Here is a 25,192-nt window from a genome sequence, read left to right as displayed (position 1 = left end):
GAGTTTAAAGCGAAGTTCCGACGGCGTCACCGCCGGACGGGGTTTGGCCCACCATAGTGGCTGTGTATACTGGCCGACATTTTAACGCCCTGGAACCTCCTTCGATGGTTGCTCACCTGATTGAATTTGCCACTAACCACTACATTCTTGTCGGTATCTTCGTCGTACTGCTGGCTCTGCTGCTGGCGCACACGATGCAGGGCGGCGGTAAAAGCCTGAGCACCGGCGAGCTGACCGCGCTGGTCAATAAAGATGCAGGCGTGGTGGTGGACATCCGTCCGGCGAAAGATTACGCCGCTGGCCATATCGTTGGCGCGATCAACATTCCCCAGGACAAGCTGGTTGCTCGTATCGGCGAGTTGGAAAAACACAAGGCCAAGACCATCATTCTGGTCGACGCCCAGGGCCAGACCGCTGGCACCCACGCCCGCGAGCTGCTGAAGTCCGGCTTCACCGCCGCCAAGCTGTCCGGCGGGATTTCCAGCTGGAAAGGCGACAACCTGCCGCTGGTGAAGTGATATGAGCGAAGTCATCGTCTACTCCAGCGATTACTGCCCTTACTGCTCGCGAGCCAAGTACCTGCTGGCGAACAAAGGCGTGGCCTTCAAAGAGATCAAGGTCGATGGCAAGCCGCAGGTGCGCGCCGAAATGACCCAGAAAGCCGGACGCACGTCCGTGCCGCAGATCTGGATCGGCAGCAAGCACATCGGCGGTTGTGACGATTTGTATGCCTTGGAGCGCGCGGGCAAGCTCGACGCGCTGCTTAAGGCCTGAACGGCTGCACCCACGTACAGCACTCCCTAAAGACCCAAGATCAGAAAGGATCTGAGATGACTGACCAACAGAACACTGCAGCCAGCGAAGAAGAAACCGCACCGCAATTCTCCTTGCAGCGCATCTACGTACGCGACTTGTCCTTCGAAGCCCCGAAAAGCCCGGCGATCTTCCGCCAGCAGTGGGATCCGAGCGTCGGTCTGGATCTGAACACTCGCCAGAAAGAGCTGGAAGGCGATTTCTTTGAAGTCGTGCTGACCCTGTCCGTGACCGTGAAAAACGGCGACGAAGTGGCCTTCATCGCTGAAGTGCAACAGGCCGGTATCTTCCTGATCAAGAACCTCGACCCATCGTCGATGAGCCACACCCTGGGTGCGTTCTGCCCGAACATCCTGTTCCCGTACGCCCGTGAAACCCTGGACAGCCTGGTGACCCGTGGTTCGTTCCCGGCACTGATGCTGGCTCCGGTGAACTTCGATGCCCTGTACGCGCAAGAGCTGCAGCGCATGCAGGAAAGCGGCGAGACCCCGACCGTTCAGTAAACGGTTAAGCAACACCCATGTGGGAGCGGGCTTGCTCGCGAAAGCGGTGTGTCAGGCGACATTGATGTCAGCTGATACAGCCCCTTCGCGAGCAAGCCCGCTCCCACATTTGTTTTGCGGTGTTATTTGAAACCGTTCTGGCGCCAGGCTTCGTATACAGCGACGGCCACGGTGTTGGACAGGTTCAGGCTGCGGCAGCCTTCGCGCATCGGCAGGCGCAGGCGCTGCTCTGACGGCAGGGCGTCGAGTACTTCTGGCGGCAGGCCACGGCTTTCCGGGCCGAAGATGAACGCATCGCCCGGGACGAACGCGGCATCATGAAACGGTCGCGAGCCCTTGGTGGTAAATGCAAACAGCCGTGGATTGCCCAGGCTTTCCAGGCAACTGGCAAGGTCGGCGTGACGTTGCAGCGTGGCATATTCGTGGTAGTCGAGACCGGCCCGGCGCAAGCGCTTGTCGTCCATCTCGAAGCCCAGCGGTTCGATCAAATGCAGGTGGCAGCCGCTGTTGGCGCACAGCCTGATAACGTTGCCGGTATTCGGCGGAATTTCTGGTTGAAAAAGGATGACGTGAAACATGCACGGCTCCGAAGGTAAAGATGACGCGCATTCTACGCCGCAAGCGGACCCGCGTTCGAAACTATTCCCGCGGGTGATCGGTTCGCTGGCGATTGTCGGTTTGATGATCGGTTTGATGATCGGTCGCCTGACCACGCCGGATCCGAGCGTGCTGCAGCAGGTCGACGTCACCGACGATGGCTTGGTGGTGTGGTTCAACAACGAGCCCAAGTTGCACGGCGAGATCGTCGACGGTGCGGTGGCGTTGTTGTTTCAGGCTGAAGGCCGCGCGCAGAAAGGTCAGCTCAAGCTCAATGGCAAGGACGTGAACTGGCGTACGCGAGCGAGTGATGGTGGGTTGTTGCTGACAGTGCTGGCGGCGCGGCCGCTGCAAGCAGACTGGGTCGGCCGCCGAGTCGATGACCGCTGGCGGCTGGAGATCCATCTCCGAGAGCAATAAAAGCGGGAATCCCTGACCTGCCTGTATCAGGGTTCCCAAAAGCGTGGGCGACGCTTGCACGTGCGGCCCCGTGTAAAGAGGGAACCCCCGGCCTGCCTGTACCAAGGATCCCAAAAGGGTGGGCTCGTCGCTTTGCGGTATGAGCCCGGTGTAAAGAGGGGAATCCCCGGCCTGCCTGTACCAAGGTCCCCGAAACGGGTGGTAAATCGAATCACCTGTAAGAGGTATTGCAGGGGGCGTGCCAGCTTTTAGTATTCGGAAATAGAAAAAATCCTCAGATACACGAAAGCCCCGTAATTCGGGGCTTTCGCGCTTCTGTAGCTTGGCGGTTTGAGTTTTGCCTGGATGTTTTTTGAACAGGCTGCGATGCCCGATCACGGGTCAAAGTGCATTAGGTTGGTGCGTGTAGGGCTAAATGTGGGAGCGGGCTTGCTCGCGAAGGCGTCGTGTCAGTCACTATCACTTTTAATGAAACTCCGCTTTCGTGAGCCAGCCCACTCCCGCATTGGGTCGTGGCTGATCAGCCCTCATCCCCCTCATCCTCATCGCCACCATCGACCTTCATCCCCAACTCCTTGATCTTGCGTGTCAGGGTATTACGCCCCCAACCCAGCAACACCGCGGCATCACGCCGACGCCCGGCGGTATGTTTCAACGCTGTCTCGATCATGATCCGCTCGAACGCCGGCACCGCGCTGTCGAGCAGGCTCGACTGGCCACGCGCCAACGCCTGATCGGCCCACTGACGCAAGGCTTGCTCCCAGTTAGTCACCGGCGCCGAATCCTGCGGCAAGCTCAGTAGCTCCGGCGGCAAGTCGCTGATGTGCACTTCGCGCCCGGACGCCATCACGGTGATCCAGCGGCAAGTGTTCTCCAACTGGCGCACGTTGCCGCCCCACGGCAGGTTTTTCAGGTATTCCTCGGTCTCGCTCTTGAGCAGTTTCGGCTCGACCGCCAGTTCCTGCGCGGCGCGGCTGAGGAAGTGCTTGGCCAGGGTCGGGATGTCTTCGCGACGATCCGACAGCCGTGGAATGTGGATGCGGATCACGTTGAGGCGATGGAACAAGTCCTCGCGGAATTTCCCGGCATGCACCAGGGTTTCCAGATTCTGGTGCGTCGCGGCGATGATCCGTACGTCGACTTTGACTGGCACATGCCCGCCAACGCGATAGAACTCGCCGTCGGCCAGGACGCGCAGCAGGCGAGTCTGGGTGTCGGCCGGCATGTCGCCGATTTCATCGAGGAACAGCGTGCCGCCGTCGGCCTGTTCGAAGCGTCCGCGACGCAGGTTGGCCGCGCCGGTGAAGGCGCCTTTCTCGTGACCGAACAGCTCGGACTCCATCAGATCCTTGGGGATCGCCGCCATGTTCAGCGCAATGAAAGGCGAGGCCGCGCGCGGGCTGTGGCGATGCAGAGCGTGGGCCACCAGTTCTTTACCGGTGCCGGATTCGCCGTTGATCAGCACGGTGATGTTGGAGTGGCTCAAGCGGCCGATGGCGCGAAACACTTCCTGCATCGCCGGCGCTTCGCCGATGATTTCCGGGGTGCGGGTCAGCGCCGGCACCACTTCCAGGCCTTGTTGCTCCTGCGCATGCTGATTGGCACGTTTGACCAGCGAAACCGCTTCATCAACGTCGAACGGCTTTGGCAAGTATTCGAACGCGCCGCCCTGATAGGAGGCGACGGCACTGTCCAGATCGGAGTGAGCGGTCATGATGATGACCGGCAACCGTGGATGCTGTTCGCGAATCCGCGCCAGCAGATCAAGGCCGCTGGCACCCGGCATGCGGATGTCGGAAATGATCACGTCCGGCTGCTGACGGGCCAGACGACTCATCACGCCGTCGGCGCTGTCGAAACTCTGGGTGGTCATGCCTTCTTGCTGCAGGGCCTTTTCCAGAACCCAACGGATAGAACGGTCGTCATCGACGATCCACACGGTTTCACTACGGCTCATGTCGATGTGGCTCCTTGTTCCAGTGGCAGAAAGATCGAGAACGTGGTGTGGCCTGGATGGCTGTCACACTCGATCAGGCCCTGGTGCTGGCTGATGATGTTCTGAGTAATGGCCAGGCCCAGCCCGGTACCGTCCGGACGGCCGCTGACCATGGGAAAGAAAATGGTTTCCTGGAGTTCCGCAGGAATGCCCGGCCCGTTATCGATGATCTCGATCTTGGTCACCAGGCGATGGCGGATATGGCCGATGGTGAACTGGCGCATGGCACGGGTGCGCAGGCTGATGCGGCCCAGGCGCAACTCGTTCTGGCTGCTGATCGCCTGCATCGCGTTGCGGACAATGTTCAGCACCGCCTGAATCATTTGTTCGCGGTCGATCAACACGTCCGGAATGCTTGGGTCATAGTCACGCACCAAAGTGATGCAGCCCTGACTTTCGGCTTCAACCAAATGCCCGACGCGCTCCAGGACTTCGTGGACGTTGCACATGGCCAGCGACGGCAGCTTGTTGGAGCCGAGCATGCGGTCGACCAGATTGCGCAGGCGATCGGCCTCTTCAATGATCACATTGGTGTAATCGCGCAGGCTGTCTTCCGGCAACTCACGGGCCAGCAATTGCGCTGCGCCACGGATGCCGCCCAGAGGGTTCTTGATCTCGTGGGCGAGGCCGCGCACCAGCATCTTGCTGGTTTCCTGCTTGGAAATTTGCGCCTCTTCCTTGGTGATCCGCAGCAAGCGATCACGCGGGTGGACTTCCAGCAGCAGAAGGGTCGCGCCGTTGCTGAGGATCGGCGTCACCGCATAATCCACGGTCAACGTCTGGCCGGTGAGGGCAGTGAGCATCGCTTCGCGCTTGGTGAACGGGTGCGCTTGTTCGACCGCCTGGCGCAATGAATTCAGCGCCTCGGTGGATTCGGTGAACAGCTCGCTGATGAACTGCCCATGGCTGCGCTGACCGCTGATAGCCAGCAGCATTTCCGCCGCCGGGTTCATGTACTCAAGGCGCAATTCGGCATCGAGCAGAATGGTGGCGGTGGTCAGGTTGTCGAGCAGCAAGCGTGGGATTGCGTCGCTAATAGTCATCAAGGCCTCTTTTGGGGGCGGAGCGTGCGCAAGAAACAAGCGTGTTTAGATGGAAAATGCAAAAACCAAACCAAGGCTCCGAAAAGAAGCGTTCAACCCCTGAAACGGGCGTTTGACGCTCGTTTGCGTGGCGCTTTGCCAGCTTTTGCGGGTACTTTCGAACCAAAATGGGTTGGAATGTGGGAAGCGTGCAGTTTGTTGCACCAATATAGTGCGCAAAGCGCAGCGGCGTTAGAAGAAACGCAGGAAAGGGTTTTTCGGTTCTTCAGGTTTGTCTTTCAGCGGACACTCCGGGCGCACGCCGTAGTCCTCAGTAACGCAGGGTTTGACCTGGCGTTTCTGCGCCAGCGAGATGCGCAGCATGTGGAAGGGCTGGTTGGCAGTGCGCTCGACGGTGCGGCCCTGAGCATCAAGAATTTCTATCGAGAGGCTGTGGCTGCCACGGTCGATATTGCTCAGCGGAAAAACCGGGCTGACGCCGGGCTCGCCAGTGGCTTTGCCGTCCAACAGCAAGCGATACAGATGGCCCTTTTGCAAGCCGGGCTCGCTGGTGACGCTGACGATCAACTCTCCGGCACTGCTGCGAATTGTCGCGTCGGGCTCGGGCACCAGAACGCGCAGCATGTCGTAATGGAACGGTGGTTGTTCCGGCGATTTTTTCGCGGTGCTCATCGGCGCAGCAGCCGTAGGGTTAGCCGGCATGCGATTACTGGTGGACAGCGGCACACGCTTGGCGTTGCCGCGTGGCTGATCGGTGTAGACACGATTGCCCTGCGCATCGATATAAGTGAACACCTCGGCCGAAGCGTGCAGCGCCGTCATGGCCAGCACGGCGATCAGCCATGCACGGATCATGGCTTGTGCACCCGTTGCACGGTGAAGACTACTGGCAGGCTCTGCTGGATGATCGTTTCGCCGTCGATCACCTGCACGGCCAGACGATGCTCGCCACGGTCGACATTCACCAGTTGCAGGATCGGCACGTTGCTCGGTTGGCCGTAGGGTTCATCGTCCAGTACCAGTCTTAACTGATGCGGCACTTGCAGGCGCGGCTTGATCAGCACGTTGACCGTGAAGGTGCCGTTGTTGGCGCGCAGGGCTTCTTCGCTGGGCAGGCCGGCGAGTTCGAGAATGTTATAGGCGCTGCGCGGCGGTTCGCTGGTTTCGGCGGTGGGCGTGGATGGTGTGCTCGGTGTCTGCGGCTCCACGGTGTTGAGTGGCGGCAATTCCACTGACTGAGCCTTTACACCGTCCGGCGAATGATCGCTGTAAACCGTGTGGCCGTTGGCGTCGGTGTACTTGTAAATCTGCGCGGCCGCGGGAACGGCGACCAGCAGCAGGATGGAGAGAAAGAAGCGACCCATGAAATCGACCGGGAATGAACGCGATGGGTTGCAGCATAGGCCAGGTGCGGCGGTAGGCCCAACCCTGGACATATCCAGAGATTATTTGCCCGCCACAAATCCCTTGTGGGAGTGGGCTTGCTCGCGAACGCGGTCGGTCACTGAAGGATATGGTGACTGATAAGACGCCTTCGCGAGCAAGCCCGCTCCCACAGGGTGGTGCGTCGCCAATGAAATCACGGGCAATAAAAGAGGCCTCCCGAAGGAGGCCTCTTTTTGTCACGCCGCGTAGCGCGGCGCTACCGGATCAGCAGCTGTAGTACAGCTCATATTCCAGTGGGTGTACGAAGGTGCGGACCTTGATTTCTTCTTCGGATTTCAGCGCGATGTAAGCATCGATGAAGTCGTCGGAGAACACGCCGCCCTTGGTCAGGAACGCACGGCCCTTGTCCAGCTCTTCCAGAGCTTCTTTCAGGCTGCCGCAAACTTGTGGGATCTCTTTCGCCTCTTCAGGCGGCAGGTCGTACAGGTTTTTGTCAGCGGCATCGCCTGGGTGGATCTTGTTCTGGATACCGTCCAGGCCGGCCATCAGCAGTGCTGCGAAAGCCAGGTACGGGTTGGCAGCCGGATCCGGGAAACGTGCTTCGATACGACGGCCGCGTGGGCTGTTGACATAAGGAATACGGATCGAGGCGGAACGGTTGCGAGCCGAGTAGGCCAGCATGACCGGAGCTTCGAAGCCTGGCACCAGACGCTTGTAGGAGTTGGTCGCCGGGTTGGTGAAGCCGTTCAGCGCTTTACCGTGCTTGATGATGCCGCCGATGAAGTACAGAGCGGTTTCGGACAGGCCGGCATAGCCTTCGCCAGCGAAGGTGTTCTTGCCATCTTTGGCGATGGACATGTGAACGTGCATACCCGAACCGTTATCGCCGTACAGTGGCTTCGGCATGAAGGTCGCGGTGCGACCGTAAGCGTCGGCAACGTTGTGGACAACGTATTTGAGGGTCTGAACTTCGTCAGCTTTCTTCACCAGGGTGTTGAACTTGACGCCGATTTCGTTCTGGCCGGCAGTCGCCACTTCGTGGTGGTGAACTTCAACGGTCTGACCCATTTCTTCCAGTGCGTTGCACATGGCAGTACGGATTTCGTGGTCGTGGTCGAACGGCGGAACCGGGAAGTAACCACCTTTGATGCCTGGACGGTGGCCTTTGTTGCCGCCTTCGATGTCCTGGTCGGACATCCACGAACCTTGTTCGGAGTAGATCTTGAACATCGAGCCGGAGATGTCCGACTTGAACTTCACTTCGTCGAAGATGAAGAATTCTGGTTCTGGACCGGCGAAGACGGTGTCACCGATACCGGTGGTCTTCAGGTATTCCTCGGCGCGGTGAGCGATAGCGCGCGGGTCACGATCGTAACCTTGCATGGTCGACGGTTCGATGATGTCGCAGACCAGGATCAGGGTCGCGTCTTCGGTGAACGGGTCGAGCACGGCCGTTTCGTCGTCCGGCAGCAGGATCATGTCGGAGGCTTCGATGCCTTTCCAGCCTGCGATGGAGGAACCGTCGAACATCTTGCCGACTTCGAAGAAGTCGTCTTCCAGCGCATCGCGAGCCGGCATGGTCACGTGGTGCTGAGTGCCTTTGGTGTCCGTGAAGCGCAGATCAATCCACTTGACGTCATGATCTTTGATGAGTTGAACCGACTTCGACATAGTGTCCTCCGGGTGGCTTAGGGCTAGTAATGGATGCCCTTAATATGGGTGATGCCGGCGCGAATACTCTGCCAAGGCAACCTGCCTCACAAGGGAGCAAATTGCATGCCAGTGCCCCAGCATGGGTTTTTTGCCCCAAATTCACGCTTCTAAAGGTTCCAAACGTCTTAAAGGCGAAAATACTGCCCCTTAATGTAGCGCCTTAAATGAAAAACGACCTGTTTTGGTGCGAGCAAAACCTTCTGCACATTAACTGGTTAAACCTTGAGCAATTTCCGCTATAATCCGCGCCCCCCTTTTTCGGCTGGCCCAGCGCGCGCTGTTTTCATGAAACTAATCGTAAAAGTCTTCCCCGAGATCACCATCAAAAGCCGACCTGTCCGGACGAAATTTATCCGCCAGTTGGCCAAGAACATCCGCACCGTGCTCCGTGACCTGGACCCGGCCGTGGTGGTGAACGGTGTGTGGGACAATCTCGAGCTGGAAACCCGCGTTACCGACCCCAAAGCCTTGAAAGAGATGGTTGAGCGCCTGACCTGCATGCCCGGCATCGCGCACTTTCTGCAGATCGACGAGTACCCGCTGGGCGACTTCGACGACATCACCGAAAAGTGCAAACAGCACTATGGCGATGCGCTGGCCGGAAAGGTTTTCTCGGTGCGCTGCAAGCGCGCGGGCAAGCATGCGTTCAGTTCGATGGACGTTGAAAAATACGTCGGCAGCAAGCTGCGTCGCGAGTGCGGCGCTGCCGGAATCGACCTCAAAGCACCGCAAATCGAAGTGCGCATGGAAATTCGCGACAAACGGTTGTTTGTCATCCACAGCCAGCACAACGGCATCGGCGGTTATCCGCTTGGCGCACTTGAGCAGACCCTGGTTTTGATGTCCGGCGGCTTTGACTCGACCGTTGCGGCCTACCAGATCATGCGTCGCGGCCTGATGGCGCACTTCTGCTTCTTCAATCTCGGTGGTCGTGCCCACGAATTGGGCGTGATGGAAGTCGCGCATTTCATCTGGAAGAAGTACGGAAGCTCGCAACGCGTGCTATTTGTCAGTGTTCCGTTCGAAGAAGTGTTGGGAGAAATTCTCGGCAAAGTCGATAACAGTCATATGGGCGTCGTATTGAAGCGTATGATGTTGCGCGCATCCACGGCCATTGCCGACCGCCTGCACATCGACGCGCTGGTCACCGGTGAAGCGATCTCCCAGGTGTCGAGCCAGACGCTGCCGAACCTGTCGGTGATCGACTGCGTGACCGACAAACTGGTCTTGCGTCCGCTGATCGTCGCCCACAAGCAGGACATCATCGACACGGCCAACGAGATTGGCACCGCTGATTTCGCCCGGCACATGCCGGAATACTGCGGTGTCATTTCGGTCAATCCGAAGACCGCTGCCAAGCGTGGTCGCGTTGAGCATGAAGAGAAAGAATTCGACATGGCGGTGCTCGAGCGAGCGCTCGAGAACGCCAAACTGGTGCCGATCGATCGGGTGATCGACGAATTGGGCCAGGATTTGCAGGTTGAAGAAGTCGGCGAAGCGCTGGCTGGTCAGATCGTTATCGACATCCGTCACCCGGATGCCGCCGAGGATGACCCGCTGGAACTCGCCGCAATAGAAGTACAGACGATGCCGTTCTACGCAGTGAACGCTCGTTTCAAGGAGCTGGATCCGACTCGCCAGTACCTGCTGTATTGCGACAAAGGCGTGATGAGTCGCCTGCATGCTCACCATTTGCTCAGTGAGGGGCATGCCAATGTGCGCGTTTATCGACCGAGCTAAGTGCCCGGGGCTGTTTGCCTGTGGCCTGCGTCACCGGCCCCCCGACACCGCCGTCAAGCTGTAACGGCCATGCCGGACACTACTGTTAATCGCTGCCAAGACTTGTCAGCAAACCGAATCCTCTGATCGAGATACACAAGTGATCGAAAATCTACGCAACATCGCCATCATTGCTCACGTTGACCATGGTAAGACCACCCTGGTAGACAAACTCTTGCGTCAATCCGGCACTTTGGAGCGCAACGAGCTCAACGACGAGCGCGTGATGGACTCCAACGACCAGGAAAAAGAGCGCGGTATTACCATTCTGGCGAAAAACACCGCCATCAACTGGAACGGCTACCACATCAACATCGTGGACACCCCGGGCCACGCCGACTTCGGCGGCGAAGTTGAACGCGTAATGTCGATGGTTGACTCCGTTCTGCTGCTGGTTGACGCTCAAGACGGCCCTATGCCGCAAACCCGTTTCGTGACCAAGAAGGCTTTCGAAGCCGGCCTGCGTCCAATCGTGGTGATCAACAAGGTTGACCGTCCAGGCGCGCGTCCGGACTGGGTTCTGGACCAGATCTTCGACCTGTTCGACAACCTCGGTGCGACCGAAGAACAACTGGACTTCCAGGTTGTTTACGCCTCGGCCCTGAACGGCATCGCCGGTCTGGATCACACCGCCATGGCTGAAGACATGACCCCGCTGTACCAAGCGGTCGTCGACCACGTTCCAGCGCCAAAAGTTGACCGTGAAGGTCCGTTCCAGATGCAAATCTCGGCACTGGACTACAATAGCTTCCTGGGTGTTATCGGTGTTGGCCGTATCGCTCGTGGTAGCGTCAAGCCGAACACCCCGGTTGTTGCTATCGGTGCCGACGGCAAGAAGCGTAACGGTCGTATCCTGAAGCTGATGGGTCACCACGGTCTGCACCGTATCGACGTTGAAGAAGCTTTTGCAGGCGATATCGTTTGCGTCAGCGGTATGGACTCGCTGTTCATCTCCGACACCCTGTGCCACCCGGACACTGTCGAGGCGATGAAGCCTCTGACCGTTGACGAGCCAACCGTTTCGATGACCTTCCAGGTAAACGACTCGCCATTCTGCGGTAAAGAAGGCAAGTTCGTGACGTCCCGTAACATCAAGGACCGTCTGGACAAAGAGCTGCTGTACAACGTTGCTCTGCGCGTTGAAGAAGGCGACACCGCTGACAAGTTCAAGGTTTCCGGCCGTGGTGAACTGCACCTCTCGGTACTGATCGAAACCATGCGTCGCGAAGGCTTCGAACTGGCCCTGGGCCGTCCGGAAGTGATCATTCGTGAAGTGAACGGCGTCAAGCAAGAACCGTTCGAAAACGTGACCATCGACATCCCTGAAGATTCGCAGGGCAAGGTCATGGAAGAGATGGGTCTGCGTAAAGGCGACCTGACCAACATGGTGCCGGATGGTAAGGGCCGTGTTCGTCTGGAATACAACATCCCTGCTCGTGGTCTGATTGGTTTCCGTAACCAGTTCCTGACCCTGACCAACGGTGCTGGCATCCTGACCTCGATCTTCGATCGCTACGACACCGTGAAGTCGGGCCACATGTCCGGCCGTCAGAACGGCGTTCTGGTTTCGGTTGAAACCGGCAAGGCTCTGACCTACTCCCTGGAAACCCTGCAGGCGCGTGGCAAGCTGTTCGTTGAACACGGTCAAGAGATCTACACCGGTCAAATTGTCGGCCAGAACAGCCGCGACAACGACCTGGGTATCAACCCAACCAAAGGCAAGAAGCTCGACAACATGCGTGCTTCGGGCAAAGACGAAACCATCGCTCTGGTTCCACCAGTGAAGTTCACTCTGGAACAGGCTCTGGAATACATCCAGGAAGACGAGCTGTGCGAAGTTACTCCTAAGTCCATCCGTCTTCGCAAGAAGATCCTGGACGAAAGCGAGCGTACCCGCGCTGCCAAGAAAGCCAAGATCTAAGTATTTAGTTCTGGCTGAATGAAAACGCCCCCGGTCGCGAGACCGGGGGCGTTTTTGTTTGTCTGGGGATTATTCGGTGTGTTTGTCGGCCTCTTCGCGAGCAAGTCCGCTCCCACAGGGGGGAACGCATTCCAAATGTGTGCGGGCTTGCTCGCGAAGGCGGCCGATCAGCCACCGAAAATCTTAGGAGGGATCAAAACTTCTCGATCGCGCGGAAATTCTGCTCGCGCACCACTTCCTTCGGCTTGTAAGCGCAATACCCCGGTCGCGGGCCGATCTTGGGGTGATTGCGGCAGGTGTCCGGGCGCTTGTCATAAATGGTGCACAGGCGCGACTTACGATCCAGGTAGTAGCAATCGTTGTTGCTCATGCGCTGCAGGGTGAAGATCCCCGACTTCTGATTGAAGCGCTCGACCAGTCCTTCCTTTTGCAGGCGCTTGGCGATGTTCTTCGGCGGATCGCCCAACTCGAACTCGTCGACCACGCCGATGCGCACCAGATCCTTGATCTTCACCTCGACCGGCAGCGTGCAGCAGCTGGAGACACAAGAGCCGCACATCGGGGCCGAGTATTTGGCCCACGTATCGAGACGATCGATCTCGGCGGCGGCAATCAGGTTGGGCTTCATCATCGGGAGTTACCAGGCGTGTGCATCAGGGCGCGCGATCATACCGGGACGGGTGGATTTTTGAACAACCTTTCGCCAGATATTTTCTGTATACCGCCATTTGACCGGACAAATCGGCACGGCCCCTGCATTCATTGGGGTAGATGCCAAGCGATTGCCGGGCTATCTCACAGTCCCGGGAAAAACTGCCGAACCAGAGCCGCTACCGTCGGTCAGACCGTCTAGGCTCAGACAATTCCCCGCTCGCCCGAGGTCGTATCGATGACTCAAGAACCATTAGTTCGCGAAGCAGAGGTGGCCGCATTCCGCGACGCCGTCCTGACCAAACTCACCTACGCGGTGGGCAAAGACCCCGATCACGCCTTTGACCATGACTGGTTCGAAGCCATTGCCCTGGCGGCGCGCGATCACATGGTCGAGCACTGGATGGATCACACCCGGCAGATCTACCGCAAAGGCCAGAAGCGGGTGTATTACCTCTCGCTGGAATTCCTCATCGGCCGCTTGCTCTACGACAGCCTGAGCAACCTCGGCCTGCTCGACGTCGCCCGTGAAGCCCTGACCGAACTGGGCGTCGATCTGGAGCGCATCCGTTTGCTGGAGCCTGACGCAGCGCTGGGCAACGGTGGTCTCGGACGATTGGCCGCGTGCTTCATGGAAAGCATGTCCACCCTCGGCATCGCCGGCCATGGCTACGGCATTCGCTATGAACACGGCTTGTTCCGTCAGGCCATCGTCGACGGCTGGCAGCAGGAACAGACCGAACACTGGCTGGATTTCGGCAACCCGTGGGAGTTCGAGCGGCCGGAAGTCGTCTACTCCATCGGTTTTGGTGGCAGCGTTGAAACCGTCACCGATGCCAGCGGTAAAACCAGACAGGTCTGGTCGCCGGCGGAAACCGTTCGGGCGATTGCCTATGACACGCCGGTCGTCGGCTGGCGCGGGGCAAGCGTCAACACCTTGCGCCTGTGGCGGGCTCGGGCCATGGAAGATCTGCACCTGGAACGCTTCAACGCCGGTGACCACTTGGGCGCCGTGGCCGAAGTGGCCCGTGCCGAAAGTATTTCCCGCGTGCTCTACCCGGCGGACAGCACCGAAGCGGGGCAAGAACTGCGTCTGCGCCAGGAATATTTCTTCGTCGCCGCATCTTTGCAGGACTTGCTCCGTCGCCATCGCAACATGCACACCTCGGTGTTGACCCTGGGTGATCATGCTGCCATTCAACTTAACGACACCCACCCGTCGATCGCTGTGGCCGAACTGATGCGCCAACTGGTCGACGTCTACGACGTGGCGTGGGATGCGGCGTGGCAAGTCACAGTGGACACGCTGTCGTACACCAACCACACGTTGTTGCCCGAAGCGTTGGAAACCTGGCCGGTGGGTTTGATGGAGCGCATGCTGCCGCGGCACATGCAGATCATTTACCTGATCAATGCCCAGCACATCGATTCATTGCGGGCCAAGGGTATTCACGACTTCGACGTACTGCGTGCGGTGTCATTGATCGAGGAAGACAACGGCCGCCGGGTGCGCATGGGTAACCTCGCCTTTCTCGGTTCGCATAGCGTCAACGGCGTTTCAGGGCTGCATACGCAACTGATGCGCAAAACCGTGTTTGCCGAATTGCACAAGCTCTACCCGGAGCGGATCAACAACAAAACCAACGGCATCACCTTCCGCCGCTGGCTGTTCCAGGCCAACGCCGAATTGACCTCGATGCTGGTCGATGCGCTTGGCCCGGACATTTTGGACAACCCGGAAGAACGCCTGCTCGACCTCGAACCGTTCGCAGAAAAACCGGCCTTTCGCAAAGCCTTCGCCGAGCAGCGGTTGCACAGCAAAAAGGCCTTGGCTTATCTGATTCACGAACGGCTGGGGATCGCGGTCAACCCGGCGGCGATGTTCGATGTGCAGGTCAAACGGATCCACGAATACAAACGCCAGTTGCTCAACCTGATGCATACCGTGGCGTTGTATCAGGCGATTCGCGCCGAGCCTGAAATCGACTGGGTGCCGCGAGTGAAAATCTTCGCCGGTAAAGCGGCGGCCAGTTATCACCAAGCCAAGCTGATCATCAAACTGACCAACGACATCGCCCGGGTGGTTAACAACGACCCGACCGTGCGTGGCTTGCTGAAAGTGGTGTTCCTGCCCAATTACAACGTCAGTCTGGCGGAGAGCATTATTCCGGCGGCGGACTTGTCAGAGCAGATTTCCACCGCCGGTTTCGAGGCTTCGGGCACCAGCAACATGAAGTTCGGCCTCAACGGTGCGCTGACCATCGGTACGCTGGACGGCGCCAACGTGGAGATGTGCGAGCGTATTGGCGCCGAGCACATGTTCATCTTCGGCCTCAGCGCCCAGCAGGTCGAAGCGCGTAAACAGAACCACGAGTTCAGCGCCGCGCCGGACATCGCCGCGTCCCATCGCCTTAACGATGTGTTGCAAGCGATCCGCAGCGGGGTGTTCTCGCCGGACGACACCTCACGCTACACCGGGCTGATCGACTCGCTGGTCGATTACGACCGGTTCCTGGTCTGTGCCGACTTCGACTCCTACTGGGAGGCGCAGAAGCGCGTTGAAGAGCTTTGGCACGACAGCAATAACTGGTGGCGTTCGGCGGTGCTCAACACGGCGCGGATGGGCTGGTTCTCCTCGGACCGGACGATTCGCGAGTACGCCACGGATATCTGGAAAGCGCTGGAGTAACTTTGCGCAACAAATGTGCGTAAGGCCCAACGTTTGTTGGGCCAGATCGATATACTGAGCGCCGGTTACCGGATGTATCAGTCACCACAAGCCCCCGGTGGGAGCCGGCTTGCTCGCGAAAGCGATGGATCAGTCAATTTTAATATCGACTGACGACGCCTTCGCGAGCGAGCCCGCTCCCACCGTTAGATTGTGCCTAGACTGAAGCAACTGCCGGGATTGCCCCTTTAAGGGGCCGCTTAGGGATATCGACCATGCAATGGATGTTCATGTTGATCGGGCTGGTGCTCGGCTGGCTGCTTGACGAGTCGTTCAGCACGGCGCTGTTGGGTGCGCTGCTGGGACTTGCGATTGGGCAAACGCTGCGCATCGCCCGGATCGGCAAACAGGCCGCCGAACAACAGCGTCAACTTGAACAGGCAAAGGTCGCCTTGCAGGCGGTCGAGCAGCGGCTGTTCCTGCTCGAAGGCACGCCCGTGCAAGCCGCACCGCCGTCGAGTGCGGCACCGGCCAGTGAACCTGTCGTCGAACCCGCAAAAATCGTTGAACAGGCGCCGGCACCCGAACTCGTTTGGGAACTGCCGCCCGAACTCGTACCGATCTCCGCCGCTGCCCACGAAACCAATCAACCGCTGCCGGACGATGTCTGGCGCCTCGAAGCCGTTACCACCGAACCTCAACAACCCGCCGAGCCCCGTGGTCCGAACCTGATCGAGCGTGGCATCAGCGCGGCACGCAACTGGCTGTTCGGTGGCAACACCGTGCTGCGCGTTGGCGTGGTGTTGTTGTTCTTCGGCCTGGCGTTTCTGCTGCGCTATGCCACTGAAGGCATGGTGGTGCCGATCGAACTGCGTTACGCCGGGGTCGCTGCCGCGGCACTGGGCTTGCTGGCGCTGGGCTGGTGGCTGCGGCACCGCAACAGCAGTTATGCGTTGATGCTGCAAGGCACCGGCATCGCGGTGTTGTACCTGACAGTGTTTGCGGCGATGCGCCTGCATCCGTTGCTGGAGCCGTCCGCCGCGCTGGGCTTGTTGGTGGCGGTGACGGTGTTCTCGGCGATTCTGGCGATTACCCAGGACGCCCTGGCGCTGGCGTGTGTCGCCGCGCTCGGCGGTTTCGCTGCACCGATTCTGACTTCGACCGGCGCTGGCAACCATGTCGCGCTGTTCAGTTATTTCGCGCTGCTCAACGCCGGCATCCTCGCCATCGCCTGGTTCAAGGCTTGGCGCCTGCTCAACCTGATTGGCTTTGTTGGCACCTTTGGCATCGGTTTCGCCTGGGGGCTGCGTTCTTATGCGCCGCAGCTTTTGTGGAGCACCGAGCCGTTTCTGATTCTGTTCTTCTTGATGTACCTGGCCATTGGCTTGTTGTTCGCCCGCCGAAAACTACTCGACATGCCTGATGCTCCGGCAGACGGAGACCGTGAGGCGCTGCTGCACTGGTCGGCGCGCAAGGGTGATTACGTCGATGGGACGATGCTGTTCGGCCCGCCGATTGTCGGCTTTGGTTTGCAGTTTGCGCTGGTGCAGCATCTGGAATTCGCTGCGGCATTCAGCGCCCTTGCACTGGGCATTATCTACATGGGCCTGGCCAAAGTGTTGATGGCCGGGCGTGCCGTGCTGCTGGGCGAAACCTGTCTGGCGCTGGGGGTGATTTTTGCCAGTCTGGCGATTCCGCTCGGGCTCGATGCACGTTGGACGTCTGCGGCGTGGGCAGTGGAGGGCGCGGGGATTTTCTGGCTCGGCTTGCGTCAGCATCGCCCATTCGCCCGGGCCTTTGCTTTGCTGTTGCAACTGGGGTCGGCGCTGGCGTTCCTCAGTCAGTTGCGCATCGGCGAGAGCAGTCTGCTCGATGGGGCACCGTTAGGTGCGCTGATGCTCGGCGTCGCGTTGTTGTTCAGCTTCTATCAACTGCGCAAAGCCACGCCGGAACAGGCCTCGCCTTGGGAGCGCCATGGCCTGCCGGTGCTGGCGTGCCTGGGCCTGACGTGCCTTTACCTGCTGGCGCCGCTGTACTTCTTCATTCAGGGCACGGCGATCAGTTGGGCGCTGGCCGGTCTGGCGACGTTGTTCGTCGGTCTGCGCCTGCAATCGCGCACGTTCCTGTTCACGGCGTTTGCCGTGCAACTGCTGGGCGGCGCGTTGTTCCTGCTGCGCTTGCAAGGCGGGGGCGTAGATTCGGCCGCGGTTTTCAGCGCCGGCTGGAGCGGTTTGCTCAGTGCCTCTTTGATCGGGCTGGCCTTGATCGCCGGCATGTTGCTGGCCGCTCGCGATGAGATGGTGCGCGCCGATGTGCGTCTGCTGCGCGGCTTGTCGGTGGTGTTGCTGGCCGGTCTGGTGCTGATCAATCTGGCGGTGCTGTTTGTCCTGCCGTGGCAGACCGCGAGCGCAGTGTGGGCGGCCAGTGGTTTGTTGATCATCTGGCTGAGCCTGTACCTCAAGCAGCGGGTGAGTTTTGTCTTCGGTCTGCTGTTGCAGGTGATCGGCGGCGCGGCGTTTTTGCTCGCCGGTTCCGAGTGGTTTGGGCCGTTGGCCAGTGAAGGTTACAAGCCGTTGGCGCACGGCGGATTCTGGACGCCGTTGGTGCTGAGCCTGGCCGCGATGATCGGCGCTTGGCGCCTGCAACTGGGTCATCACGCGTCGGCGTTTGATGTGTTGAGTTTGCAGCGTTTGTCCGAGGTGTTGCTGGTGTGGGGCGCCGGTTGGTGGACGTTCGCGTGGGTCAATGAAGTGCTGGGCTTTGCGCCAGTGAATCTTGAAGACTCTCTGCTGTTGCTGGTCGCGGCACTGAGTGTGGCATTGTGGACGCTGCTGTCACTGCGCTTGAAATGGCCGGCGCTGGGTTTGCTGTGCACCTTGTTGATGCCGGCCGCCGGGCTGGTTTTGCTCACGGCTTGGCATTCGCGTTATCACCCGGCGGCAGACGTCGGCTGGCTGGCGTGGGCTGTGGTGTTCGCGGTGCATTTCCTCAGCTTGCGGCGCTTGGCGCCGATGCTGTCGGCGCGGGCCTTGAGCACTGCGCATGTGCTGGGCTGCTGGCTATTGATCGGCGTGCTGGCGCTGGAACTGCGCTACGGCTTGCTGCTGTTGTCCGAGCAATACAACGCTTGGCGTTGGTTGGGCTGGGCGATTTTGCCGAGCCTGTATCTGTTGCTGGCGGCCGCACCGCGCAATTGGCCGTGGCCCGTCGCCGCGTTTGCCCGTCAATACCGCTTGTACGCCGCTGCACCGTTGGCGGTGTTGATGCTCGGCTGGTTCTGGCTGGCCAACGGGATCAGCGATGGCAACGCCGAACCGCTGCCTTACGTGCCGCTGCTCAACCCACTGGAACTGGGCCTGCTGTTTGCGCTGTTCGGCGTTTATGTCTGGTCGCGCAGCACGGTGTCGCAGTTGTCGATCCGACAGGACTACGCCGATTACGCCACGCAACTGATCGCCGGAGTTTCGCTGTTCGCCTTCTGCACCGCGTTGGTGACTCGCGCCGCACATCATTGGGCCGGGATCCCGTTCGAACTCGATCAGTTGCTGGCGTCGATGCTGGTGCAGGCGGGGTTGTCCATTGTCTGGACGCTGATGGCGCTGGGACTGATGATCGGCGGGCATCTGCGTCATCGCCGCGAAGTGTGGCTGATCGGCGCGGCGCTGATTGCGCTGGTGGTGGCCAAACTGATTTTTGTCGAATTGAGCAACCGTGGCGGCCTCGCCCGGATCGTCTCGTTTATCGGCGTTGGCGTGTTGCTGCTGGTGGTCGGCTACTTCGCGCCGCTGCCGCCCAAACGCACCGAAGCTGACCCGGTGGCGGACAAACCGACCCCGAACACCGAAGGAGTTTCATCTTGAGTCGTATGCTGAATCTGGGTTGGTTGGCGTTGGGCGTGGTGATGACTGCCGGCGCCCAGGAAAAACCGGCGGACTTCACCACGCAGGTGCCGCTCTCAGTGACTGGGGCTGGCCCGTGGTATCGCCTCGAACTGCCGCTGAATGTGCAATTGCAGGCGCGCCAGACCGATCTCAGCGATCTGCGCGTATTCAATGCCGCCGGCGAACCGCAGGCTTACGCCTTGGCCCGCGAGTCGGCGCAGACCCGCGACGACGGGCAGTTGCATGACGTGAAGTGGTTCCCGCTGTACAACGCCGCCGACGCCTCGGAGCACGCACCGAACGTGCGCGTGCAATCGACCACCAACGGCACGCTGGTCGAGGTGCAGCCGTCCAGCCAATTAGAGGCGGGCGAAGAAGTGCTGCGCGGGTGGTTGCTCGACGCGAGTGCGATCAAGGCGCCGTTGCAGCAATTGATTCTCGACTGGACCAGCGAACGCGACGGCTTCCAGCGCTTCAGCATTGAGGCCAGTGACGACTTGCAGCACTGGCAGCCGTGGGGCGAAGGCCAAGTGGCGCGCCTGACCTTTTCCGATGAGCGCATCGAACAGCACGACGTGACGTTGCCGGGGCAATCGGCGCGCTATGTGCGCTTGCTGTGGGATTCACCGAGTTCGGCGCCGAACCTGACGTTGGCGCAAGTGAAAAGCAGCGACCCGCGCAATCTACCGCTGCCGTTGGTCTGGTCTCAGGCATTGGCTGGCAGCAGCACCAAGGCCGGGGAATACACCTGGCAGTTGCCGATGGGGCTGAACGTCGAACGGGTGCAGGTTGAACTCAAAGAGCCGAACAGCCTGGCACCGGTGACGTTGGCGGGACGGCGCGAGAGTAGCCTGCCGTGGCAGACGTTGAGCAGTGGCTTGCTGTATCGCCTGACACAGAATGATCAGGACGTGGTGCAGAACGAAATGTCGCTTTACGGGCAGACCGTTCAGCAGTTGAAACTGACCGTAGATGAGCGCGGCGGCGGCTTGGGAGAGCAGGCGCCGAGCTTGAAATACGCAGTGCGGGCGACGCAGGTGATCTTTCTGGCGCGTGGCGCAGGGCCTTACAGCCTGGCGCTGGGCAATCCGACGGTGAAAACGGCGAACCTGCCGCTGGCTACGCTGATTCCCGATTTCAAACCGCAGAAACTGGCGACGTTGGGTAAGGCGACGGTAGAGGGCGAAGCCATCAACACGCCCGCCTCGACAACAGCCACTACGGCAGTCGTTGAAACCAACTGGAAGAAGTTGGGGCTGTGGGCGGTGTTGTTGTTGAGTGTGGTGTTCCTCGGGGTGATGGCGGCGAGTTTGCTGCGCAAGCCTCCTGCCAACTCCTGAGAATGGCTGGCGCTGCGCGCCATTCGCGAGCAAGCCCGCTCCCACAGTTGATCTTCAGTGGACACAAGTCCGTATTCAAGGGAGATCTTTTGTGGGAGCGAGCTGGCTCGCGAAGACGGCCAATCGGTCGACAAGAATCCCGAGCTACCATCCATCCCGTTTCCAACTACGCTAAATCCGGTGCCTGAACTCTCCGGGCCCGATCACGTCTGATAGATGCAATTGAACCCCAACGCACGTTACCGGGCGTCTTTGCTCGCTACGTTTTCAGACTCCCTGTAAACTGCGCGGGTTTTCAGCCCACCATTCCACCGGAGCCGTCCATGTCCCGCGTTACCTTGAGTCGCTATTTGATTGAGCAGACCCGCAGCAACAACACTCCTGCCGATCTGCGCTTCCTGATCGAAGTGGTGGCGCGTGCCTGTAAGGAAATCAGCCACGCCGTGTCCAAAGGCGCCCTGGGCGGTGTTCTGGGCAGCATGGGCACTGAAAACGTGCAAGGCGAAGTGCAGAAGAAGCTCGATGTGATCTCCAACGAGATCCTGCTCGAAGCCAATGAATGGGGCGGTCACCTGGCCGGCATGGCGTCCGAAGAAATGGACAACGCCTACCAGATCCCGGGCAAGTACCCCAAAGGCGCCTACCTGCTGGTGTTCGACCCACTGGACGGTTCGTCGAACATCGACATCAACGCCCCGGTCGGTACCATTTTCTCGGTATTGCGTTGCCCGAACGAATACCTGAGCCAGAACGAAGCGCTGAACGAAAAAGCTTTCCTGCAGCCTGGCACCGAGCAGGTCGCTGCCGGTTACGCGATCTACGGGCCGCAGACCATGCTGGTCCTGACCCTGGGCGACGGCGTCAAAGGCTTCACCCTGGACCGCGAAATGGGCAGCTTCGTCCTGACCCACGAAGACATCACCATTCCTGAGTCTACTCAGGAGTTCGCCATCAACATGTCCAACCAGCGTCACTGGGAAGCCCCGGTGCAGCGCTACGTCGACGAGTTGCTGGCCGGCGAAGATGGTCCACTGAAAAAGAACTACAACATGCGTTGGGTCGCGGCGATGGTTGCCGACGTGCACCGCATCCTGACCCGTGGCGGTCTGTTCATGTACCCGCGTGACAGCCGCGAGCCGTCCAAACCAGGCAAATTGCGTCTGATGTACGAAGCCAACCCGATGTCGTTCCTGGTGGAACAAGCGGGCGGCGCGTCCACCGACGGCCACCAGCGTATCCTCGACATTCAGCCGGAAGGTCTGCACCAGCGTGTTGCGGTGTTCCTCGGTTCGAAAGAAGAAGTCGCACGCGCCACGGCCTACCACAAGGCTTAAGCCATGAACGCGCCTTGGCAGCCGTTGCTCGATTGGTGGTTCGGTCACGCCGAATCACCGGACGAGGTTTCGGCTGACAAGAGCAAGCTGTGGTTCGGCAAGAAAGACAGTCAAGACCTCGAAGCGCGTGAGCGGTTCGGGGTCTTTGTCGATCAGGCCCTGGCGGGCGAACTGACCGAGTGGACGCAATGTCCCGAAGGTTGGCTAGCGGTGGTGCTGTTGCTCGATCAACTGCCGCGAATGATCTATCGCGATTCTCCCAAAGCGTTCTCTGGTGATCTGCGCGCGCAGAAATTCGTCGCGCAAGGCATTGCTGCGGATTTCGACCGGCAACTGAAGCCGATTCAACGGGTATTCATCTATCTGGTGTTCGAACACTGCGAAAACCTCGCGGTGCAGAACGAAGCGGTTTCGCGGCTTATCGAATTGGTGGCTGAACAGCCGGAGGCAGAGCGTGCGGTGTTTGCCGACAATCTGGATTATGCCGAGCGGCATCAGAAAGTGATTGCAAGGTTTGGACGGTTTCCGCATCGCAATGCGGTGTTGGGAAGGGCGTCTACGGCTGAAGAATTGGAGTTTCTGTCTGGGCCGGGGTCAGGGTTCTAAATCTTCATCGCGACTCAATCCCTCTTCGCGAGCAGGCTCGCTCCCACAGTTGAAATGCATTCCAATGTGGGAGCGAGCCTGCTCGCGAAGGGGCCAGTGGCAGCGCTTTAAATGCGGAAGCTGCCGACCAATTGCTTGAGACGCGCCGCTTGCTGTTCCAGATCCGAGCACGCCCGCAACGTCGCCTGCAAGTTCTCTACTCCTTCCTGATTCAGCGTGTTGATCTCGTTGATGTCGACGTTGATCGACTCGACCACAGCCGTCTGCTCTTCAGTCGCGGTCGCCACCGACTGGTTCATTCCGTCGATCTCGCCAATGCGTTGGGTCACGCTGCCCAGGCGCTCGCCGGCCTGGTTGGCGATGCCGACGCTGCTTTCGCTCTCTCGCTGGCTCTCGGTCATGATGTTGACGGCCTGACGGGCGCCGACTTGCAGCTCTTCGATCATGCCCTGCACTTGCTGCGCCGAATCCTGAGTGCGGTGTGCGAGGTTGCGCACTTCATCCGCGACCACGGCGAAACCACGCCCGGCCTCACCCGCACGGGCCGCTTCGATCGCGGCGTTGAGCGCGAGCAGGTTGGTCTGCTGCGAAATGCTGGTGATCACCTCCAGAATCTGGCCGATGTTCACCGTATTGCTGTTCAGGGTTTCGATGTTGCCGCAGGAGTCGCTGATCTTCGCCGACAACTGCTGCATGGCGTGGATGGTTTTATCCACCACCTGCTGACCGTCGACGGCCAGGCTGCGCGCATCGCTGGAGTGCTGCGAGGCGAGGGCGGCATTCTGGGCGATTTCCTGGGCGGCGGCTCCGAGTTGGTTGATCGCGGCGGCGACGCTGTTGGTACGGCTCGCTTGCTGATCGGAGTTGTACATCGAAGAGTTCGACGCGGCGACCACCCGCAGGGCGACTTCATTGACCTGGCCGGTCGCGGAGGCCACTTCGCGGATCGAAGTATGGATACGTTCGACGAAACGGTTGAACGATGTGCCCAGCGCGCCGAACTCATCGTTGCCGTGGATCACCAGACGTTTGGTCAGGTCGCCTTCGCCTTCGGCGATGTCGTGCATGGCGCGGCCCATGGTCAGCAGTGGTTGCATCAGTACACGGATCAGCATGCCAAGCAGCGCGATGATGATCACCACGGCGATGACCATGGCGATCAGTGCCGAGGTGCGGAATTCGCTGAGCATCGCGAACGCGGTGTCTTTATCCAGCACCAGCGCCACGTACCAGTCAGCCGATGGCACGCCATTGACGTGAGTGAAGGAGATCAACTGCGTCTTGCCGCCGAACTCGACTTCCTTCAAACCGGGGCTGACGTTTGGCGCACCGTTCGGATAGGCCTCGGCGAGGGTCTTGAGCACCAGTTTGCTGTCCGGGTGGATCAGGATCTTGCCATCGGCGCTGACGATAAACGCGTGACCATGGCCGCCGAAATTCAGCGAGTTGATGATTGCGCTGACGCTGCTCAGATCGATATCGGCACCGGCGACGCCAATCATCTGGCCTTGGCGCTGCACCGGGGTGGCAACAGTGATGACCAGTTTGCCCGACGAGGCGGCGATGTACGGTTCGGTGACGATGGTTTGCTGCGCACTGTCGGCCGCTTTGTACCAGCCACGGGCGCGCGGGTCGTAATCCGGCGCGCGATTGCCGGCAGGCACGGAGAACATCACGCCATCCGCACCACCAAAGTAGCTGAGCTGGAAATTACCGGTGTAGGCCGGCAGGTCGATGATGCGTTTCAGGCTGGCCGGGGCGTTACCGTCGATGGCTACTTGCTGGGAAAGCGATTGCAGCAACTGAATGCGGCTTTCCAGCCAGGTCTGGATGTTGCTGGTGGTCAGGCTGCCCAGCTCCTGCATTGTTGCTTCGGTGCTGCTGCCCAGGGCTTCGCGTTGTCGATAGTCATTGAAAAAGATGAAACAGGCGAACGCAATGGCCACCACGAGGGCGGCAGCCAACAAGATTTTGTGGCTGAATTTCAGGTTTCTGGTCATCGAATGAACTACCGCGAAGGGGCTGGTCAAGAAAGGGCGGCAATTTGCCACACTTGGGGGCTTTGCGCTGCTCTTATTTCGACCGCTGCGCGCCAAAGATTAGGCGGCTTTGATGAAAGGCGACGAAATGCTCAATAGCCTTACAAAGTCTCTGATTTAAAGGCAAAAGCCAGACGGGCGGGCTAATAAATAGCCGTTCGCTCACGGAACCAGAAGCAGGTTTTCTCTTCTAAGCTTCTGGTTGGCACCCTGCCATCCCCCCCTCGTTTCAGGAGTTACACCATGTCGCTGCGATCTATCGCCCTGCTGTCGTTTTGCGTGCTGTTGGCCGCATGCAGCAAGGTCAATCAGGAAAACTATGCCAAGCTTTCGGCCGGCATGGCCAAGGCCGAGGTTGAAACCTTGCTCGGCAAACCCACCGATTGCTCGGGCGCGCTCGGCATGTCCAGTTGCACCTGGGGCGACAAGAACAGCTTTATCAGCGTGCAGTACGCCGGTGACAAAGTGCTGATGTTTTCCGGCCAAGGCCTGAAGTAAACCG

Annotated in this window: 20 protein-coding genes and 1 pseudogene; 12 read left to right on the top strand and 9 right to left on the bottom strand. The window is 59.6% G+C overall.

Annotation, left to right across the window (positions count from 1 at the left end; all coding sequences use genetic code 11):
- Positions 1-104: 104 nt before the first annotated feature.
- The 3 genes from K5E40_RS25200 to secB are packed head-to-tail and all read left to right on the top strand — an operon-like array spanning position 105 to position 1,316.
- Positions 105-518 carry a rhodanese-like domain-containing protein gene (locus K5E40_RS25200; protein ID WP_221733141.1) on the top strand — a complete coding sequence of 138 codons (414 nt, stop codon included), beginning with the start codon at positions 105-107 and terminating at the stop codon, positions 516-518.
- A gap of 1 nt (position 519) precedes the next feature.
- On the top strand, positions 520-774 hold the full coding sequence (gene grxC / locus K5E40_RS25195) for a glutaredoxin 3 (RefSeq protein ID WP_221733140.1): 255 nt from the start codon (positions 520-522) through the stop codon (positions 772-774).
- Positions 775-830: 56 nt separating this feature from the next.
- Positions 831-1,316 carry a protein-export chaperone SecB gene (secB, locus tag K5E40_RS25190; RefSeq protein ID WP_221733139.1) on the top strand — a complete coding sequence of 162 codons (486 nt, stop codon included), beginning with the start codon at positions 831-833 and terminating at the stop codon, positions 1,314-1,316.
- 122 nt (positions 1,317-1,438) lie between these two features.
- Here the strand turns inward: secB and K5E40_RS25185 are convergent, their stop codons facing one another.
- A complete protein-coding gene (locus K5E40_RS25185; RefSeq protein WP_221733138.1) occupies positions 1,439-1,894 on the bottom strand; it encodes a tRNA (cytidine(34)-2'-O)-methyltransferase in 456 nt (151 codons plus the stop codon).
- Between K5E40_RS25185 and K5E40_RS25180 the strand changes: the two genes are divergently transcribed.
- Positions 1,893-2,333: a hypothetical protein gene (locus K5E40_RS25180; protein ID WP_221733137.1), complete on the top strand. Its 441-nt coding sequence runs from the start codon at positions 1,893-1,895 to the stop codon at positions 2,331-2,333. The two genes, K5E40_RS25185 and K5E40_RS25180, sit on opposite strands and share 2 nt — an antisense overlap.
- A 520-nt stretch (positions 2,334-2,853) precedes the next feature.
- Here K5E40_RS25180 and ntrC read toward each other — a convergent pair.
- The 5 genes from ntrC to glnA all read right to left on the bottom strand — a co-directional run bounded on the left by ntrC (position 2,854) and on the right by glnA (position 8,429).
- Complete coding sequence (gene ntrC, locus K5E40_RS25175; RefSeq protein WP_103485265.1) at positions 2,854-4,290, bottom strand: nitrogen regulation protein NR(I); 1,437 nt, start codon at positions 4,288-4,290, stop codon at positions 2,854-2,856.
- A complete protein-coding gene (gene glnL / locus K5E40_RS25170; RefSeq protein WP_221733136.1) occupies positions 4,287-5,372 on the bottom strand; it encodes a nitrogen regulation protein NR(II) in 1,086 nt (361 codons plus the stop codon). The genes ntrC and glnL overlap by 4 nt, the downstream gene beginning before the upstream one ends.
- A 231-nt stretch (positions 5,373-5,603) precedes the next feature.
- Complete coding sequence (locus K5E40_RS25165) at positions 5,604-6,227, bottom strand: DUF4124 domain-containing protein (protein WP_221733135.1); 624 nt, start codon at positions 6,225-6,227, stop codon at positions 5,604-5,606.
- Complete coding sequence (locus tag K5E40_RS25160; protein ID WP_221733134.1) at positions 6,224-6,736, bottom strand: DUF4124 domain-containing protein; 513 nt, start codon at positions 6,734-6,736, stop codon at positions 6,224-6,226. Before K5E40_RS25160 ends, K5E40_RS25165 begins: the two co-directional genes overlap by 4 nt.
- A 286-nt stretch (positions 6,737-7,022) precedes the next feature.
- On the bottom strand, positions 7,023-8,429 hold the full coding sequence (gene glnA / locus K5E40_RS25155; protein WP_016985745.1) for a glutamate--ammonia ligase: 1,407 nt from the start codon (positions 8,427-8,429) through the stop codon (positions 7,023-7,025).
- Between the two features lie 327 nt (positions 8,430-8,756).
- Here glnA and thiI point away from each other — a divergent pair, with 327 nt between their 5' ends.
- A complete protein-coding gene (gene thiI, locus K5E40_RS25150; protein WP_221733133.1) occupies positions 8,757-10,211 on the top strand; it encodes a tRNA uracil 4-sulfurtransferase ThiI in 1,455 nt (484 codons plus the stop codon).
- Between the two features lie 139 nt (positions 10,212-10,350).
- Positions 10,351-12,171: a translational GTPase TypA gene (gene typA / locus K5E40_RS25145; RefSeq protein ID WP_221733132.1), complete on the top strand. Its 1,821-nt coding sequence runs from the start codon at positions 10,351-10,353 to the stop codon at positions 12,169-12,171.
- 193 nt (positions 12,172-12,364) lie between these two features.
- On the opposite strand, the gene K5E40_RS25140 is transcribed toward typA, so the two are convergent.
- Positions 12,365-12,802 (bottom strand): YkgJ family cysteine cluster protein, encoded by a 438-nt coding sequence (locus K5E40_RS25140; protein ID WP_038359983.1) that lies wholly within the window; start codon positions 12,800-12,802, stop codon positions 12,365-12,367.
- Positions 12,803-13,060: 258 nt separating this feature from the next.
- On the opposite strand from K5E40_RS25140, the gene K5E40_RS25135 reads away from it, so the two are divergent.
- The 5 genes from K5E40_RS25135 to K5E40_RS25115 all read left to right on the top strand — a co-directional run bounded on the left by K5E40_RS25135 (position 13,061) and on the right by K5E40_RS25115 (position 22,651).
- A complete protein-coding gene (locus K5E40_RS25135; protein WP_221733131.1) occupies positions 13,061-15,511 on the top strand; it encodes a glycogen/starch/alpha-glucan phosphorylase in 2,451 nt (816 codons plus the stop codon).
- A gap of 254 nt (positions 15,512-15,765) precedes the next feature.
- A complete protein-coding gene (locus tag K5E40_RS25130) occupies positions 15,766-19,350 on the top strand; it encodes a DUF2339 domain-containing protein (protein ID WP_221733130.1) in 3,585 nt (1,194 codons plus the stop codon).
- A complete protein-coding gene (locus K5E40_RS25125) occupies positions 19,347-20,711 on the top strand; it encodes a DUF3999 domain-containing protein (protein ID WP_221733129.1) in 1,365 nt (454 codons plus the stop codon). The genes K5E40_RS25130 and K5E40_RS25125 overlap by 4 nt, the downstream gene beginning before the upstream one ends.
- A gap of 323 nt (positions 20,712-21,034) precedes the next feature.
- Complete coding sequence (locus tag K5E40_RS25120) at positions 21,035-22,045, top strand: class 1 fructose-bisphosphatase (protein WP_221733128.1); 1,011 nt, start codon at positions 21,035-21,037, stop codon at positions 22,043-22,045.
- 3 nt (positions 22,046-22,048) lie between these two features.
- Positions 22,049-22,651, top strand: a complete 603-nt coding sequence (locus K5E40_RS25115) for a DUF924 family protein (protein WP_221733127.1) — start codon at positions 22,049-22,051, stop codon at positions 22,649-22,651.
- A gap of 107 nt (positions 22,652-22,758) precedes the next feature.
- Here K5E40_RS25115 and K5E40_RS35745 read toward each other — a convergent pair whose 3' ends face one another.
- Together K5E40_RS35745 and K5E40_RS35740 are read right to left on the bottom strand one after the other, a co-directional pair.
- Positions 22,759-23,523, bottom strand: a complete 765-nt coding sequence (locus K5E40_RS35745; RefSeq protein ID WP_401139223.1) for a methyl-accepting chemotaxis protein — start codon at positions 23,521-23,523, stop codon at positions 22,759-22,761.
- A 93-nt stretch (positions 23,524-23,616) separates the two neighbouring features.
- Positions 23,617-24,651, bottom strand: a pseudogene (locus K5E40_RS35740) (cache domain-containing protein); the annotation flags it as partial.
- A gap of 282 nt (positions 24,652-24,933) precedes the next feature.
- Between K5E40_RS35740 and K5E40_RS25105 the strand changes: the two are divergent.
- Entirely contained in the window at positions 24,934-25,188 is a 255-nt protein-coding gene (locus K5E40_RS25105; RefSeq protein WP_042557222.1) for a lipoprotein, read from the top strand.
- Positions 25,189-25,192: the final 4 nt, after the last annotated feature.

The sequence above is a fragment of the Pseudomonas baetica genome (genome assembly GCF_019733355.1).
In the GTDB taxonomy this organism is placed as follows: domain Bacteria; phylum Pseudomonadota; class Gammaproteobacteria; order Pseudomonadales; family Pseudomonadaceae; genus Aquipseudomonas; species Aquipseudomonas baetica_A.
Note: the sequence above shows the minus strand (reverse complement) of the source record. Positions and strands in the feature narration are given on the sequence as shown.

Excerpts from the sequence above, each read along its gene's own strand:
- K5E40_RS25105 (WP_042557222.1), top strand. The coding sequence starts at position 24,934 with ATGTCGCTGCGATCTATCGCCCTGCTGTCGTTTTGCGTGCTGTTGGCC.
- glnL (WP_221733136.1), bottom strand. The coding sequence starts at position 5,372 with ATGACTATTAGCGACGCAATCCCACGCTTGCTGCTCGACAACCTGACC.
- K5E40_RS25115 (WP_221733127.1), top strand. The coding sequence starts at position 22,049 with ATGAACGCGCCTTGGCAGCCGTTGCTCGATTGGTGGTTCGGTCACGCC.
- K5E40_RS35745 (WP_401139223.1), bottom strand. The coding sequence starts at position 23,523 with ATGTACAACTCCGATCAGCAAGCGAGCCGTACCAACAGCGTCGCCGCC.
- K5E40_RS25140 (WP_038359983.1), bottom strand. The coding sequence starts at position 12,802 with ATGATGAAGCCCAACCTGATTGCCGCCGCCGAGATCGATCGTCTCGAT.
- glnA (WP_016985745.1), bottom strand. The coding sequence starts at position 8,429 with ATGTCGAAGTCGGTTCAACTCATCAAAGATCATGACGTCAAGTGGATT.
- secB (WP_221733139.1), top strand. The coding sequence starts at position 831 with ATGACTGACCAACAGAACACTGCAGCCAGCGAAGAAGAAACCGCACCG.
- ntrC (WP_103485265.1), bottom strand. The coding sequence starts at position 4,290 with ATGAGCCGTAGTGAAACCGTGTGGATCGTCGATGACGACCGTTCTATC.
- K5E40_RS25130 (WP_221733130.1), top strand. The coding sequence starts at position 15,766 with ATGCAATGGATGTTCATGTTGATCGGGCTGGTGCTCGGCTGGCTGCTT.
- K5E40_RS25185 (WP_221733138.1), bottom strand. The coding sequence starts at position 1,894 with ATGTTTCACGTCATCCTTTTTCAACCAGAAATTCCGCCGAATACCGGC.
- K5E40_RS25200 (WP_221733141.1), top strand. The coding sequence starts at position 105 with ATGGTTGCTCACCTGATTGAATTTGCCACTAACCACTACATTCTTGTC.
- K5E40_RS25160 (WP_221733134.1), bottom strand. The coding sequence starts at position 6,736 with ATGGGTCGCTTCTTTCTCTCCATCCTGCTGCTGGTCGCCGTTCCCGCG.
- K5E40_RS25120 (WP_221733128.1), top strand. The coding sequence starts at position 21,035 with ATGTCCCGCGTTACCTTGAGTCGCTATTTGATTGAGCAGACCCGCAGC.
- K5E40_RS25180 (WP_221733137.1), top strand. The coding sequence starts at position 1,893 with ATGCACGGCTCCGAAGGTAAAGATGACGCGCATTCTACGCCGCAAGCG.
- K5E40_RS25135 (WP_221733131.1), top strand. The coding sequence starts at position 13,061 with ATGACTCAAGAACCATTAGTTCGCGAAGCAGAGGTGGCCGCATTCCGC.
- K5E40_RS25165 (WP_221733135.1), bottom strand. The coding sequence starts at position 6,227 with ATGATCCGTGCATGGCTGATCGCCGTGCTGGCCATGACGGCGCTGCAC.
- grxC (WP_221733140.1), top strand. The coding sequence starts at position 520 with ATGAGCGAAGTCATCGTCTACTCCAGCGATTACTGCCCTTACTGCTCG.
- thiI (WP_221733133.1), top strand. The coding sequence starts at position 8,757 with ATGAAACTAATCGTAAAAGTCTTCCCCGAGATCACCATCAAAAGCCGA.